The 13,956-nt window shown below is 46.3% G+C and carries 14 protein-coding genes; 7 read left to right on the top strand and 7 right to left on the bottom strand.

Annotated elements, in window-relative coordinates; translation table 11 throughout:
- Positions 1-31 precede the first annotated feature (31 nt).
- Complete coding sequence (locus HGO97_RS09760) at positions 32-448, top strand: hypothetical protein (RefSeq protein WP_216241112.1); 417 nt, start codon at positions 32-34, stop codon at positions 446-448.
- Here HGO97_RS09760 and HGO97_RS09755 read toward each other — a convergent pair.
- The 3 genes from HGO97_RS09755 to HGO97_RS09745 form a co-directional block, all read right to left on the bottom strand.
- Entirely contained in the window at positions 445-765 is a 321-nt protein-coding gene (locus HGO97_RS09755) for a hypothetical protein (RefSeq protein WP_216241111.1), read from the bottom strand. The genes HGO97_RS09760 and HGO97_RS09755 overlap by 4 nt on opposite strands.
- A gap of 68 nt (positions 766-833) precedes the next feature.
- On the bottom strand, positions 834-2,099 hold the full coding sequence (locus HGO97_RS09750; protein ID WP_216241110.1) for a DNA polymerase Y family protein: 1,266 nt from the start codon (positions 2,097-2,099) through the stop codon (positions 834-836).
- A gap of 104 nt (positions 2,100-2,203) precedes the next feature.
- On the bottom strand, positions 2,204-2,866 hold the full coding sequence (locus HGO97_RS09745; protein ID WP_216241109.1) for a DUF3298 and DUF4163 domain-containing protein: 663 nt from the start codon (positions 2,864-2,866) through the stop codon (positions 2,204-2,206).
- A 161-nt stretch (positions 2,867-3,027) separates the two neighbouring features.
- On the opposite strand from HGO97_RS09745, the gene HGO97_RS09740 reads away from it, so the two are divergent.
- The 5 genes from HGO97_RS09740 to HGO97_RS09720 are packed head-to-tail and all read left to right on the top strand — an operon-like array spanning position 3,028 to position 7,613.
- Positions 3,028-3,705: an ABC transporter ATP-binding protein gene (locus HGO97_RS09740; RefSeq protein WP_216241108.1), complete on the top strand. Its 678-nt coding sequence runs from the start codon at positions 3,028-3,030 to the stop codon at positions 3,703-3,705.
- Position 3,706: 1 nt separating this feature from the next.
- Positions 3,707-4,462: a hypothetical protein gene (locus HGO97_RS09735; protein WP_216241107.1), complete on the top strand. Its 756-nt coding sequence runs from the start codon at positions 3,707-3,709 to the stop codon at positions 4,460-4,462.
- 2 nt (positions 4,463-4,464) lie between these two features.
- Positions 4,465-5,481: a hypothetical protein gene (locus HGO97_RS09730; RefSeq protein WP_216241106.1), complete on the top strand. Its 1,017-nt coding sequence runs from the start codon at positions 4,465-4,467 to the stop codon at positions 5,479-5,481.
- Positions 5,482-5,514: 33 nt separating this feature from the next.
- On the top strand, positions 5,515-6,213 hold the full coding sequence (locus HGO97_RS09725) for a response regulator transcription factor (protein WP_216241105.1): 699 nt from the start codon (positions 5,515-5,517) through the stop codon (positions 6,211-6,213).
- On the top strand, positions 6,210-7,613 hold the full coding sequence (locus tag HGO97_RS09720; RefSeq protein ID WP_216241104.1) for a HAMP domain-containing sensor histidine kinase: 1,404 nt from the start codon (positions 6,210-6,212) through the stop codon (positions 7,611-7,613). The genes HGO97_RS09725 and HGO97_RS09720 overlap by 4 nt, the downstream gene beginning before the upstream one ends.
- A 14-nt stretch (positions 7,614-7,627) precedes the next feature.
- Here the strand turns inward: HGO97_RS09720 and HGO97_RS09715 are convergent, their stop codons facing one another.
- From HGO97_RS09715 to HGO97_RS09700, 4 genes are all read right to left on the bottom strand, one after another.
- The gene (locus HGO97_RS09715) at positions 7,628-8,944 is read right to left on the bottom strand and encodes a replication-associated recombination protein A (protein WP_216241103.1); all 1,317 of its coding nucleotides are present in this window, start codon (positions 8,942-8,944) and stop codon (positions 7,628-7,630) included.
- A gap of 39 nt (positions 8,945-8,983) precedes the next feature.
- Positions 8,984-9,571: an SOS response-associated peptidase gene (locus tag HGO97_RS09710; RefSeq protein ID WP_216241102.1), complete on the bottom strand. Its 588-nt coding sequence runs from the start codon at positions 9,569-9,571 to the stop codon at positions 8,984-8,986.
- 20 nt (positions 9,572-9,591) lie between these two features.
- Positions 9,592-10,314: a trehalose operon repressor gene (treR, locus tag HGO97_RS09705; protein WP_216241101.1), complete on the bottom strand. Its 723-nt coding sequence runs from the start codon at positions 10,312-10,314 to the stop codon at positions 9,592-9,594.
- Between the two features lie 89 nt (positions 10,315-10,403).
- On the bottom strand, positions 10,404-11,726 hold the full coding sequence (locus HGO97_RS09700) for a sensor domain-containing diguanylate cyclase (RefSeq protein WP_216241100.1): 1,323 nt from the start codon (positions 11,724-11,726) through the stop codon (positions 10,404-10,406).
- Positions 11,727-12,019: 293 nt separating this feature from the next.
- On the opposite strand from HGO97_RS09700, the gene treP reads away from it, so the two are divergent.
- On the top strand, positions 12,020-13,930 hold the full coding sequence (treP, locus tag HGO97_RS09695; protein ID WP_216241099.1) for a PTS system trehalose-specific EIIBC component: 1,911 nt from the start codon (positions 12,020-12,022) through the stop codon (positions 13,928-13,930).
- The last annotated feature ends 26 nt before the right edge of the window (positions 13,931-13,956 follow it).

The raw sequence follows: 13,956 nt of genomic DNA, 5'->3' as shown, positions 1-13,956 counted from the left end.
TGAACTGTTTTTTTCAAGAAAGGTGTCTACTATGAAAAAGAATAGAGGGAAACTCATTGGCGGTGTAATCATACTGGTACTGCTTGTGTATCTGTTTTTCTTTTCACCGCCCATTATGGTCTCTAAGGGTGGGATTGAGTTAGGGTATTACGAAGAAAATTTTGAAAATCCATATGCACATTTGGGCGAGCAGTCCATGCATTTTGAAAATCGGAGTCTGCATAGTACAGGGGACTTTGAGCATTTCTATTTCCTGAATTTTAAGTTCTGGGAGAAGCTTGAGATCCACCAGGCTGAATATGTGGGAGCAACGAAAGAGGCAGAGGTAAAGAAGATACTTCCATTCCTATATTCAGCCGAGCAGAACTTAAAGACATCCTACCATAATGCATTTGGTGTCAAGCGTGGCGGGAAAGGCTGGTACTTTGACTATTATGTTGCTATTTAGGATGCGGATTTCCACAGCACGGTCCATTTCTGGTGTTCTACATAATACAGCAGGTAGAAGTGATACTTTATGGAGCTGACAACAGCATTGCATTCATATTCTACAGTAGGAATACCACAGTAATTTTTCTTTTCATAAGTAAGAACGTGTATATGAGTCAGGGTGCGGATTTCACCATTCGCATCCTGAAATTTTATCATTTTGGGAATCGCATCCCCTGTACTTGTATACCAGACCCCGCAGGCTACAGGTTCCTGGCGTCCTCTGATCTTCCCGGCATCCGGTGTATGGACATTGATTCCGATTCCCATACCCATGATGATCCACCTCCTCTTTTGCATAATTCTATGTTAATGTAGCCGCAACTTATTTCTCGTTGTATTAGTTATTCAATTGTAAGACGGGAATAGTCGACTTCCCGTTTTTCGCGGGATACCCCGCCCTCCATATGGTCGAGCGGCATTTTGAGAAAGGCCGCCCTTTTTATTGAGTCGATCCCATATCTTTTCCGTATAGAATCAACGGTTTTATCCCATTGTTCTAATTTTGCATAATCTGTTGTGTCGAACAGGCTCATCTGGTGCAGACTTCCACTTTCTGACAGACGACCTGTGTGGATGCCCAGGTGCCGGATGGGAGTCTTTTTGTCCCAGAGCTGGTCAAAAAGCTGACAGGCATAGTGGTAAAGTTCCTGGGTGATGTTGGTCGGATTTTTGAGAATCATCTGATGGCTGGCATAGCTTAAATCATAGCTTTTTATTCCAATCGACATAAGCTCCGCCTGGACGTGGTGTTCCCTCAATCTGGTTCCCACGGTCTCCGCCAGCCCGAGAAGGACGAGCCTGGCTGTATCTGCGTCGGACACATCAAAGGCGATGGTCGTAGAGTTGCCGAATCCCTTTTGTGGCGGGGGAGACGGCTCTACGCAGGAGCAGTCGATTCCATTGGCAAAGGCCCAGATAGTCTCACCGTGTTTCTTTAAATGAAGCGCGAGCAGTTCGGGATCACTTTGGGCAAGTTCTCCAATCGTATGAATTCCCAGATTCAAAAGCTTTCTGGTCGTTGCCCTTCCCGCAAAAAACAATTCTGACACTGGCAGGGGCCACATTTTGCCAGGGATTTCCTCGGGAAAAAGTGTGTGGACCTTATCTGGTTTTTCTAACTCACCTGCCATTTTCGCAAGCAGCTTATTTGTGGAAATTCCAATATTCACTGTAAACCCCAGTTCTTTCTTTATTCGGTCCTTTATCTGAAATGCCGTCTCAACAGGTGGGCCGAACAGATGGAGTGTCTCTGTCATATCCATGAATGCCTCGTCAATGCTATACTGCTCCACTATGGGGGTATATTCCTGTAAAATCTTTAGAAAAGCATCGGAACATTTCTGGTACAGTCCATAATTTGGCGGTGCCATATATAAATCAGGGCATTTCTGTCTTGCCTCCAAAATCGTTTCTCCCGTGCGGATTCCAAATCGTTTTGCCGGAAGACTTTTGGCAAGGATAATGCCATGTCTTGCGGCGGCGTCCCCGGAAATGGCAGAAGGAATCGTACGCAGATCCAGACTCCCGCCCAGGTGATGAATCCGGTAGGCCGCTTCCCAGGAAAGAAATGCACTATTAACATCAATATGATAAATGACAGACTGCATGAGATCGATGCCGCCTCCTTTTTCTTCTCCCTTTTATGGAAGATCAGGGAGCTTATGCTTGGGTCTTAGGAATCTTCCTGGAATAATTATATCGAACACATGTTCTAATAACAAGTGGGAAAGTTTTCCTGGAAGGGGATGGTAAAGGTCGGGATTCCTGTGGAGTAAGGTGCAATGTCATATTGTTGATAATAAATGATGATGCCTTCTGGCTTGAGATAAAAGTTTTCAGGGTGGAAATTTTGGCGGATAAGAGCGGCATAGTTATCAAAATAGGAGGAAGGGGAATCTTTTAAACGTTCTGCTATTTGAATCTCGATCATTTGGAAGATTTTTTGGGGAAAATCAGGATCAGAAGGATAAAATTGATCCAGTGTAAGTCTTACGCCCTCGTGGAGGTTCCAGGTATCGGACAGGCGCAGGGTAGAACCATGAGCCCCGCCCATATATTCGTACTGGTCCATATACAGGCTGGTAATGCAGTCCTGATTTAGGGTGACCTGAAAAATGGACTGAAATTGATAGCTGTAAAAGGGCGGGCGGTTGGTCTGGATATAACGGGCGCTTTCGACGGCCTGGGGAAATAGGACTGTGTGACAGTAGTGCTCTGTTTTCTGTGACTGCAGGATATAATATTGGTTGACTTTTTGTTCCACATCCATATGGTGAGGGATCGAGAAATGGGGATAATCGATCTGATACGTAAATACAGCGATGGCTCGATAGTACATGGTGTCCTGTAATGTTTTGGTAGAAACGGTCTGCATGGCGGCCTCTTTTACTGGTCTTTATATCTAGTATATTGCCGGGAAGGGGAAGGTGTGAACATTGGAATAAGCAATCTTAAGGTTATCTTTAAGTTGGTTTTATTTTGGCTTTAAGTCCCCATATTACAATGAGTACATCATAAGAGAAGGAGAAAAAATTTATGGAAATGTTATCATGCAGTCATCTGAAAAAGATATATCAAAAGCAGTGTGTTGTAAATGAGTTGAGCTTTTCGGTCCGCAAGGGAGAGGCATTTGCACTTCTTGGGAGCAATGGAGCGGGGAAGACGACGACCATTAAGATGATTCTGGGATTGATTCCAAAGGATGGAGGAACCGTGGAAAGACAGGCGGATATCAGAATCGGGTATTCTCCTGAAACGCCATATTTCCATCCCTTCCTAAATGCAAGAGAGGTTCTTGAGTTCTACGGAGGTCTTCAGAATATTCCGAAAAAGGAGTTGAAAGAGCAGATTCCGATGCTGCTTGAGCGCGCAGGTCTGGAGGACAGTAAAACGAAAGTAAAGAATTATTCCAAGGGGATGCTCCAGCGTCTGGCATTGGCTCAGGCACTGCTGGGAGATCCGCAGCTTTTGATTCTGGATGAACCGTCTGCAGGCCTGGATGCATTGGGAAGGGTGGAAATGATGCATACGATTCAGAGCTTAAAGGAAGAGGGAAGGACGATCATCATCAACTCTCATATTCTGAATGATATCGAGCGGGTCTGTGACAGAGGAATCATTATGAAAAAAGGGAATCTGCTCTATGAATGGGAAAAAGGAAAAGAAGTAAGAAGTCTGGAAGAAATATTTGTTGACAGAATCGGAGGAAACTAAGATGGGAATTATGAAAAATGCTCTGCGTGAGCGGATCAGAAGAAAAGATATCTATGTCGTGGTTGTGATTGGAATGATTATTGTCATGATGTGTATGAGCGGTGCGGCGACGCTGTCGATCAATGGAGTATCCGTTACGGAATTTGAGATGATGATGCCGCTGGTCATGAATGTGATTTCTGTGCTTGGTGGTGGAATCGCAGTTGCACTCAGTCTGCGGACGATTCCAAATGAATATGAGCGGCGAACGAGCCATCTTGTCTGGATTCGCGGAATCAGCCAGTGGAAATATCACAGCCAGTTGGCACTGGCAAGTATGATCAGCTCTCTAGGAGCATTGTTCATCCTGTATGTGGGCGTTTTGGTGTTTGCGGTCATGAGAGGGGAGATTCAGATACTGCTGAAAGGTATTCCGGCATTTTTCCTTTTCTCGATCAGCACGGCGGCGGTGAGCCTTTTCACCAGTGCAGTCAGCCTTGTGCTTCCGGGAATGGCAGCGGGAGTCCTTTGTACGGCCTTTATGCTGATCGGGACGATGCACCCGATTCTGGAGACAGTATCCGGGATCGTATCGGGAGTTGCCAGAGGGCTGGTGAACGGAGTCTTATTCGCAGTCCCCAATCTGTACGGAGTTGAAGTGCAGGCTGCAAATCTGTTGTCTGGGAAAACTGTCCAGGTGCACAATATCCTGGGCGGACTTCTGGTCCTTTATGTCTGTGCAGTGATGTTATATGTGTTCCGCAGGAAGGAGGCATAACCGTGGAAAGAAAAGTAGAGAAGAAAATGGGAGAGAACAAAATGAAAATATCAGGAAAACGTCTTCTTTGGAAAGCGGCTGCCTTGGTGACTGGTGCGGCCATACTTGCCGGGTGGATCATGACCGGGAGAGCAGGAATCAGCAAGAAAGACCAGAAAATCTATGCGTCGGCACAAAAACTGCAACCTGAGGTGGACCGGCTGGGATTTCAGAATTTTAAAATGGCAGATTACCCGGTGACGATGTATGATGGAAAAAAGGATTATGTTTTTTATCAAGGAGAAATCAAAGAACGTGCCCCCGTCCTGGAGACATTTGCAGGTACAGCGTATCCGGTGGAGGACCATTTTGAAGTCATTGTTCCTACATTAGACAAGTTGGACAGTCTAATGTCTCTTACCGGAGGTGTGGAAGATATGATATCTGGCAGTGGATATGGGGAGAAGGAACAGATCGCGACAATCTGGCATGAAACATTTCATGCGTGGCAGATGAGTCATTATGCTATATTAGGAGAAAAAATGGAACCAAGTGAGCTGACAGCGGCCTTAGAGAGCGACAACACAGGCGAATCGGAGGATGAAATTCTGGTAAAAGCCGTGGATCAAAAAGATGACGTGAAGAAGGCAGTAGAGCAGGAGATGAAGACCTTGAAAGCACTTACAGCAGAAGTCAGTATTGACGAAGTCAAGAAGGGCGTATTAGAATATAGGAAGTCTGTGGGTGAGAGAAGAAAACAGATGCCAAAGGAAGCCGTGGAGGCGGAAGAACGCTGTGAACTGACGGAAGGGACTGCATACTATGTAGAGGCAAATGTCCTAAAAATGCAGAGCAAAAGCGGACAAAAATATCAAGAAAGATATCTGGATTCCATGGGGCAGTTCGAGGGTGGCAGAGGAAAGTATTACCGTACTGGAATGGCAAAGTGTATGATACTGGATAAGATAGACCCGGGCTGGGAGGACAGGATTGATTTTTCAAAGAGCCTGGATACACTTTTGGATGAAGCGGTCAGATAGAGGACGAAGGAAGATAGGTCAGGGAGAGAAGAGATGGGATATACGATTTTAGCTGCGGATGATGAGACCGAGCTTTTAGATGTACTGGAATTATATTTGGGCAGGGAGAATATCGGAATCAGAAAAGCAAAGGACGGAATCGAGGCGATGGAAATCTTCCATAGGGAGGAGGTCCATCTGGCTCTTCTGGATATCATGATGCCCGGACTGGACGGATTTTCTGTCCTTCGGAAGATCCGTGAGACCAGCCGGATACCAGCGATCATGCTGACGGCAAAAAGTGAGGATTACGATAAGATTCTAGGTCTGGAACTGGGAGCCGATGATTATATTACAAAGCCCTATAATCCCCTGGAGGTGGTTGCGCGAATCAAGGCACAACTCCGTCGGAATTATGACTACCGTGAGGAGTCAGCCAGGGAAACACAGTTTCTTCAGGTCAAGGGACTGGTACTCAGACCGGAGGAGGGGCTGGTGACCCTGGACGAAGAAGTGATGGAACTGACATCCACAGAGTTTAAAATCTTAAGGCTTTTGATGGAATATCCCGGGCGTATTTTTACCAGGCAGCAGATCTTCGAGCAGGTCTGGGAGGAGGAATATGCAAGGGATGATAACACAGTAATGGTACATATCAGTAATCTGCGCGGCAAGCTGGAGCGAATGCCCGGTGAAGCCCCGCAGATACGGACGGTCAAGGGGCTGGGATATAAACTGGAGAAGGAAGCATGATGAAGAGAAAGAAGAAGCCCGGCAGCGTATTTAGGCAGTTGGTCAAGAGTTACATTTTATTTGCAGTCCTGCTTGTCATCGGGATGTATTTCTGTTTGTTCGGACTGTTGCTCGGATTAAGCGGCGGGGAGATAGGAACCCTTGCCCCCTATGACCTGGTGGATAAGTCCGGCAGGATAGGCGACCTGAGTTCACTTTGGAGAATGGGCGGCTGGATAGAGAAGCTGGATACAGACTATCATGTGATCGCAGTGTATGGAGAGAAGAAAGACCAGGCCCAGTCCTACACGCAGGAAGAAATCTATGAGTATCTGGTGGTAGATAAGCTGGTGGATACACACACCTCTGCAAAAAAATACCGAGGATTCATCAGTACCGTGAAAGAGGGAAATAAGACCTTTTATTATATGGTGAAGCTGGACCGTAATGTGCTGAGCCTGACCTATAACTACAGTGTGAATAATGAGATCGGGGGAGGCAGGATCGGCGCAGCCTTTCTTCTTTTATTTGTTTTGATCTTTTTTGGAAACTGTTTTCTGATGAGCCGTTATCTATCACGGAAAATCAAGAAGCCGCTAAATGAAATCATCGGCGGAATGGAGCAGGTCATTGAACAGGGCGTGGACCAGGTGCATCTGGACTTTCAGGCGCAGAAGGAATTCGAAGAGATTCGGGATAGTTTTAATATTATGACGGAACGTCTGGAGCAGGAAAAAAGGGAAAAACGAGTACTGGAGGAGAAGAAGAACCGGATGCTGTTAGAACTCTCCCATGATATTAAGACCCCGGTAGCAACAATCAAAAGCTATGCAAATGCACTGGAAGAAGGTCTGGTGAAGGCGGAGGATACCAAAGACTATTATCAGATCATTGATAAAAAAGCTGTCCGGGTAGATGTGCTTGTGAATGAGATGTTCCTGATGCTGAAACTGGATCGTCCAGAGTATGAACTGGAGCTTAAGCGCACAGACCTCTGTGAACTGATACGGACTGTCTGTGTGGATTATTATGAAGAATTGGAAAGCAAAGGAATCGAGATGTATATCGAGATACCGGAGACACCGATCTGGGCAGAAGTGGACCAGAAGGAATTTACAAGAGTCGTAGAAAACCTGCTGGGGAATATTGTGAAATATAATCAGACTGGGCATGGGGCCTGGGTAATTGTAAGAGAAGAACTGGGAATGGCACAGATTCAAGTTCAGGATGACGGGGAAGCCATTGACGAGGAAATCCGCCCGATTCTATTTGATCCCTTTGTCCGGGGAGACAAGGCACGTACTTCGCGGGGCGGTACCGGGCTGGGGCTTGCCATCGCGAAGAAGATCGTGGAGAAGATGGGGGGAGAAATTACGTACCTGTATGAAGAGGGAAGGAATCAATTTCGAATCATATTATAAACAACGGGGGCGCATCAGCGTCCCCGTTTCCATTCCTGTATTGCTTCCAGGCGTTCTTTTGCCTTCTTTTCTTCCCCCTGTGTGGTAGGGTGATAATATTCCCTGTCACTCAGTGATTTGGGCATACACTGCATATGAGTGAGCTTTTCTTCGGTATCATGGGCATATTCATACCCTTTCCCGTATTGCAGCTCCTTCATCAACTGAGTAGGAGCATTGCGTATCTGCAGCGGGACCGGTTCGGCCCGAAGCTCCCGGACATCTTTTTTACAGGCCTCACAGGCCATGTACAGTGCATTGGATTTGGGGGCCAGGGAGAGATAGGTCACTGCGTGTGTTAGATGCACATCGCACTCCGGCATTCCCAGGAAATGGCAGGCCTGATAGGCTGCTACGGCGACCTGGAGCGCGTGGCTGTCTGCCATGCCCACATCCTCACTGGCAAAGCGAATCAGACGTCTTGCAATATACAGTGGATTTTCCCCGCCTTCCAGCATCCGCATCATCCAATAGATCGCGGCATCCGGGTCACTGTTGCGCATGGATTTATGAAGGGCGGAGATCAGGTTATAATGCTCCTCCCCATTTTTGTCATAAAGCAGAGACTTTTTACTGATGCACTGAGCCAGTCCTTCATTGGTGATCGTAATCCCCTGTGCGCTGATCTCTCCGTTGGTCACAGCCATCTCCAGGGTATTTAGGGCAGTCCTGGCATCTCCGTTCGCAAATGCGGCGATGGCCTGTACCTGTTCTGGGGTGATCTGCACATTCTGGTTTCCGAATCCAGAGGGATGAACCAGCGCATTGTTCAGAAGCTTTACCAGGTCCTTTTCCTCCAGAGCCTTTAATACAAAAACACGGCAGCGGGAGAGCAGAGCAGCGTTGACCTCAAAGGAAGGGTTTTCTGTGGTCGCACCGATGAGGATGATACTGCCTTTTTCCACGAATGGGAGAAAGGCGTCCTGCTGTGCCTTGTTAAAACGATGAATCTCGTCTACGAAGAGAACCGTACGGATGCCCATACGACGGCTGTTCTCTGCCTGGTTCATGACTTCTTTGATTTCCTTGATTCCGCTGGTGACGGCGCTGAAATTAATGAAATCAGCCTTTGTCTGTCCTGCAATGATACTGGCGAGTGTCGTCTTTCCCACGCCTGGCGGTCCCCAGAAGATCATGGAGGAGATTTGGTCACGCTCAATGAGCTGACGGAGCATCTTTCCTTTTCCAAGCAAATGCTCCTGACCGACAAAATATTCCAGGGAATCAGGCCGGAGGCGGCTTGCCAGGGGAGCAGTCAATTTCCTGTCGTCAAATAATGTCATTTGTTCCATCTCGATTTCTCCTTTGTAAAGAGCAAAAATATATCTACGCTACAAAAATGACAGCATCTGCTGTTCATATTCAGTTTCTTTATGAAGTGTTCCGGGTACTTTATGAAGAATCAATTCCGTCTGCGAATCATCAAAGATCCAGGCATCCAGCTCCGCCTCATTTAAAATCAGAGGCATACGGTGATGCACGTCCTTCATGGACTCGTTGGCATCTGTGGTCAGAATCACAAAACGGATACCATCCTGAAATTCTTTATAGAAACCTGCGAGATAGCAGGGGCTTTTATCCGGGCGGCGGAATGTGTATTTTTCTTTTTGCTTGTTCCACTCATAAAATCCACCGGCCAAAACGGCGCACCTATGATTTAAAAGACTTTCTTTAAAGGTGCGTTTTTCCAGCGCTGTCTCTGCACGGGCATTGATAATCAACTTTTTTTGATTAAATCCCGGGAATCCCCATGTAAAGAGTTCGGCCGAAAATTCATTCTGATATCCGGTGATGACAGGAGCCTGATTGGAGGGATAAATATCCTTCTTACCACTAATCTTTAATCTTTGATCCAGATGGCGGACAAGCCGTTCCAACTCCCGGGCTGTCTCATCATCTATATAATAGCGTCCACACATGAATTGTCATTTCCTCTCTTTTACCGTTTTCTGGTCGCTGTGTCCTGGAAACAGAAGTAATCCGGGCGATGCCTGGACTGGGTGTACTCGAACATAATTCCGTCCGCGTTATAGGTCTGTCCTGTAATAACGGCCAGGCAGTTATAGTCATTGAGTTCCAGGTATTTTTCATCAATTTCTGTTGCACGTTCCACAGTCATCTTGCGTTTACTTGTAATAATAGCCATTCCCAATTCATTTTCAATATATTCATAGATGGACTTCTCAGCGATTTTTTTTGTGAGTCCGGGGACAACGGATTTCAGGAACATATTCACGTCCAGAATGAGTGCCTTATCCTCAAGGTAACGGACACGTTGGATATAGTAAAGCTCACTTCCTGCCGGGAATCCGGTCTTTGCAGAAATCCGTTCATCTGCAGTGATTTCTGCAAACTGCACCACATTGGTATGGGTCTTTTTATGGTTCCTGGCAGCAGACTCCTTAAAAGACTCAATCCCACCGATGGTAAAGGAGGCCTGGTCCACTGGTTGATAGATGACGCGGACTCCTTTTCCATGGAGGGATTGCACATAACCGTCCTCTGCCAGCTCGGCTACGGCCCGGCGAATGGTGTTACGGGAACATCCGTAGATATCTACCATGGTATTCTCAGAAGGAAGCAGCTCCTGATAAGGATATTCCTGGGATTCGATTTTTTGCTTTAAATCCTGATATATGTTTTCAAATTTTGCTTTTGGCATGACTTCACCTTTCCTTAGAAAATATGCTTGTTTAAACATCTGCTTTTATTATAGCTGATGTCAGGAAGAAGTCAAGAAAACGATAGAGCCTATCCTTTTTTTGCAGAATACATTCTCTGGTCAGCAAGACGGATCAACTTTTCAAGCTCTGATTCTTCGGAAGGAAAAGCGGCATAGCCAATACTTGCCTTGGGCGTGAGTATCACATCATCGCATTGGAAGGGCTGTGAAATCGCTGTCTGCATTCGCTTGGCCAGAGAATCGAAAAAGAGCGGATCATACTCATGCAGAACAAGTACGTTGAATTCGTCGCCGCCGATTCTGGAGGCCATATCCTGATTACGGATACAGGTTCTGATGCGGAAGGCAGTTTCTTTTAATAGCTTGTCGCCTACATCATGTCCGTACTGGTCATTGATCTGTTTGAACTTATCCAGATCGAGATAGAACAAGACGAAAGGGGTATTGTCGGCGGTCAGTCTCTTTGACATGGCGGCAAAAAAGCGGTCGTTATGTAGTCCGGTCAACTGATCGGTGTTGGCCTGTTCGGAGAGTTCTACCTTCTGATGAAGGATCGTCAGTATATTGTGGAAGACCAGGATCAGCAAGAGAATAATGATCAATGCGACAACACTCTCTATGATCAGGAGCTCTAAAGGAACCCAGCCCCCCTTTTGGGTCAGGCTCAGCGTCCATGTCCCGCCAGGGACCTGAATGGTCTCTTCTAAGGCATCGGAAAATGGCTCCGAGGTATTCTCAACAATTACCTGTACCTGTTTGGTATCGGGATTCGTCCGCCAGATTCGATAGTTGTATCCTTGACTGGAAAGGGATTCGAGATCCGTTGCCTGAAAAACATTGGATACATCCATAATTACGATGCTGAAACCCCAGAAGGACTCTTTTCCCTGATCATCTCTCAAATAAATAGGCCGTCTGGCTACCATGCCCATCCCGCCCTGGGCAAGTTCGAAAGGACCGGCCAGGGTCATCTCTCCGGTATCGCGTGCGTATTCCGCTTCTGTCTTCCTATCCGGGTCAGAGAAAAGGTCTCCGAATGCGTCTTCATTTCCCTCCAGCGGATAGACATAGGTCACGACTCCATCCGGGGCTAATTGGAGACTTCGGATAGAGGGATCGTTGGCGTAAAGTCTTTTGGCAATTGAGTTAAAATCCTTAACGACACCCTGGTCATTGATGACGATCATTTCCAGAATCTCTGCATTTAAAAGATGTGAATCGATGCTGTATTGCAGTTTACTGATCTCACCTGTTACCACATAACCGGCATGACGGATGCTTTCCCTTTTTTGAATATGGAAAAGTACAAAAATGATACCAACGGAGGCTGCTGCTAAAAACAGCGAAAACAAAGTCAGGATGAATCTTTTTTTCTTATGTGTATCTATCATATGATCCCTTCTTACTTTAAAATGAATAGAGACAAGGTTATTGTTCTTATTAAAAAGTGTAACACAAATCTTTCAAAAAAGATATCCTGTAGATTCCGGAACGTATATTCCAAAGCAGAGATGAACGAATCAACATCAGCGAATTGTTCGACGAAAGAAAAAAATGTAAAAATACGGTTGACTTGTTTAAACAAGTATGGTATAAAAGAATTAAGGAACTTGTTTAAACAAGGTTGTGCTAAATCAGACTTGAAGGATAGCCATATTGAATGAAATGTTTGGGAGGAATAGTCATGGGCAGATATGCAGAGGATGCAAAAGAGCTTTTGGAACTGGTAGGAGGGCGGCAGAATATTGCGGCGGTTTCCCATTGTATGACAAGGATGCGGTTTGTATTGAACGACCCGTCAGCAGCGGATGTGAAAAAGATCGAGGCAATGAAAGTGGTCAAGGGAAGTTTTACCCAGTCAGGCCAGTTTCAGGTCATTATTGGGAATACAGTCGCGGATTTTTATAACGATTTTACGGCTGCAGCAGGTGTTGAAGGGGTCTCGAAGGATTCTGTGAAGCAGGCGGCAAAGAAGAATCAGAGTGTACTGCAGAGGGTGGTAACTGCAATAGCGGAAATCTTTGCACCTCTGATTCCGGCGATTATCGTCGGCGGTCTGATTTTAGGCTTCCGCAACTGTATTGACAGTCTGTACTTGTTTGAAAATGGAACAAAGACGCTGTGTGATATCAGCCAGTTCTGGACTGGAATTGACAGCTTCCTGTGGTTGATCGGGGAAGCAGTATTTCATATGCTGCCTGTTGGAATCTGCTGGTCTGTCACAAAGAAGATGGGGACGACACAGATGCTGGGAATCGTCCTTGGTCTGACGCTGGTCTCCGGTCAGCTTTTGAATGCTTATTCTGTAGCATCCACGGCAGCCTCTGAGATTCCATTCTGGGATTTTGGCTATTTTAAAGTCAATATGATCGGATATCAGGCACAGGTGATTCCGGCGATCCTGGCAGCGTTCACGCTGGTCTATCTGGAAAAGTTCTTCAGGAAGATTACGCCCCAGGTCATTTCTATGATTGTCGTTCCGTTCTTCAGCCTTGTGCTGGCAGTGATCGCTGCACACTTTATCTTAGGTCCGGTGGGCTGGAAGATTGGTTCTGCAATCTCAAGTGTGGTATATGCAGGAATTACAGGCTCTTTTAAAGTCGTATTTGGAGCGGTTTTTGGATTTGTCTATGCGCCTCTTGTAATCACCGGGCTTCACCATATGACCAATGCCATTGATCTGCAGTTGATTGCAGATTATGCAGGCACAATGTTGTGGCCGATGATTGCTTTATCCAATATTGCACAAGGGTCTGCAGTCCTTGGTATGATAACCTTGCAGCGAAAAGATGCCCAGGCACAGGAAGTCAATGTTCCAGCATGTATTTCTTGTTATCTGGGAGTAACGGAGCCTGCGATCTTCGGTGTGAACCTGAAGCATTTCTTTCCCTTTGTGTGTGGAATGATTGGTTCAGCCTGTGCAGCAGTGATCTGCGTAGCCACAGGGACAACGGCAAATGCAATCGGAGTCGGAGGACTTCCGGGGATTCTTTCCATCCAGCCTAAATTTATGCTGTCCTTTGCAGTGTGCATGGCTGTTGCTGTTGCAGTTCCATTCGTTCTTACGATTATCGTCGGAAAAAAGAAAGGAATCGGCAGGAATACAAAGACAGAAGAATTAAAGGCAGAAGAATTAAAGTCAGGAGAATTAAAGGCATTTCTGACTGGCGAGACGATTCCTTTGAAAGAAGTCGGAGACGGCGTGTTTTCAGAGGGTGTCATGGGAGATGGATTGGCGATCATCCCGGAGGGCGAAATCCTGTATGCTCCGGCTGATGCTACCGTGACAGTATTGATGGAAGAATCCAGACATGCATGCGGTCTGACACTGGAAAACGGGATGGAGCTGCTTTTACATATTGGAATTGATACAGTTGATATGAAAGGCGATGGATTTGAATATCTCATAAAAGAAGGGGATAAGGTGGCAGCAGGAACACCACTCATCCGATTCAGCCGGGAGAAGATCAAGGCAGCCGGACATCCCGATACCACAGTCTGCATTGTGACGGGCGAAGGGAATACGCAGCATATCGAATTCCATACGGGAATTCGGGCAGAGGTGAATCGAACAGCAGTTGTCACATTTGAATAAGCATATGTCAGAAGGATAGAAGAAAG

Origin of the sequence: Faecalicatena faecalis, from assembly GCF_012524165.2 — a bacterium.
In the GTDB taxonomy this organism is placed as follows: Bacteria; Bacillota; Clostridia; order Lachnospirales; family Lachnospiraceae; genus Faecalicatena_A; species Faecalicatena_A faecalis.
Note: the sequence above shows the minus strand (reverse complement) of the source record. Positions and strands in the feature narration are given on the sequence as shown.

What these genes read in the sequence shown, in the direction of transcription:
- HGO97_RS09715 (WP_216241103.1), bottom strand. Translation starts at nt 8,944, where the DNA reads ATGGAACAAATGACATTATTTGACGACAGGAAATTGACTGCTCCCCTG.
- HGO97_RS09755 (WP_216241111.1), bottom strand. Translation starts at nt 765, where the DNA reads ATGGGTATGGGAATCGGAATCAATGTCCATACACCGGATGCCGGGAAG.
- HGO97_RS09745 (WP_216241109.1), bottom strand. Translation starts at nt 2,866, where the DNA reads ATGCAGACCGTTTCTACCAAAACATTACAGGACACCATGTACTATCGA.
- HGO97_RS09740 (WP_216241108.1), top strand. Translation starts at nt 3,028, where the DNA reads ATGGAAATGTTATCATGCAGTCATCTGAAAAAGATATATCAAAAGCAG.
- treR (WP_216241101.1), bottom strand. Translation starts at nt 10,314, where the DNA reads ATGCCAAAAGCAAAATTTGAAAACATATATCAGGATTTAAAGCAAAAA.
- HGO97_RS09760 (WP_216241112.1), top strand. Translation starts at nt 32, where the DNA reads ATGAAAAAGAATAGAGGGAAACTCATTGGCGGTGTAATCATACTGGTA.
- HGO97_RS09720 (WP_216241104.1), top strand. Translation starts at nt 6,210, where the DNA reads ATGATGAAGAGAAAGAAGAAGCCCGGCAGCGTATTTAGGCAGTTGGTC.
- HGO97_RS09700 (WP_216241100.1), bottom strand. Translation starts at nt 11,726, where the DNA reads ATGATAGATACACATAAGAAAAAAAGATTCATCCTGACTTTGTTTTCG.
- HGO97_RS09750 (WP_216241110.1), bottom strand. Translation starts at nt 2,099, where the DNA reads ATGCAGTCTGTCATTTATCATATTGATGTTAATAGTGCATTTCTTTCC.
- treP (WP_216241099.1), top strand. Translation starts at nt 12,020, where the DNA reads ATGGGCAGATATGCAGAGGATGCAAAAGAGCTTTTGGAACTGGTAGGA.
- HGO97_RS09710 (WP_216241102.1), bottom strand. Translation starts at nt 9,571, where the DNA reads ATGTGTGGACGCTATTATATAGATGATGAGACAGCCCGGGAGTTGGAA.
- HGO97_RS09725 (WP_216241105.1), top strand. Translation starts at nt 5,515, where the DNA reads ATGGGATATACGATTTTAGCTGCGGATGATGAGACCGAGCTTTTAGAT.
- HGO97_RS09735 (WP_216241107.1), top strand. Translation starts at nt 3,707, where the DNA reads ATGGGAATTATGAAAAATGCTCTGCGTGAGCGGATCAGAAGAAAAGAT.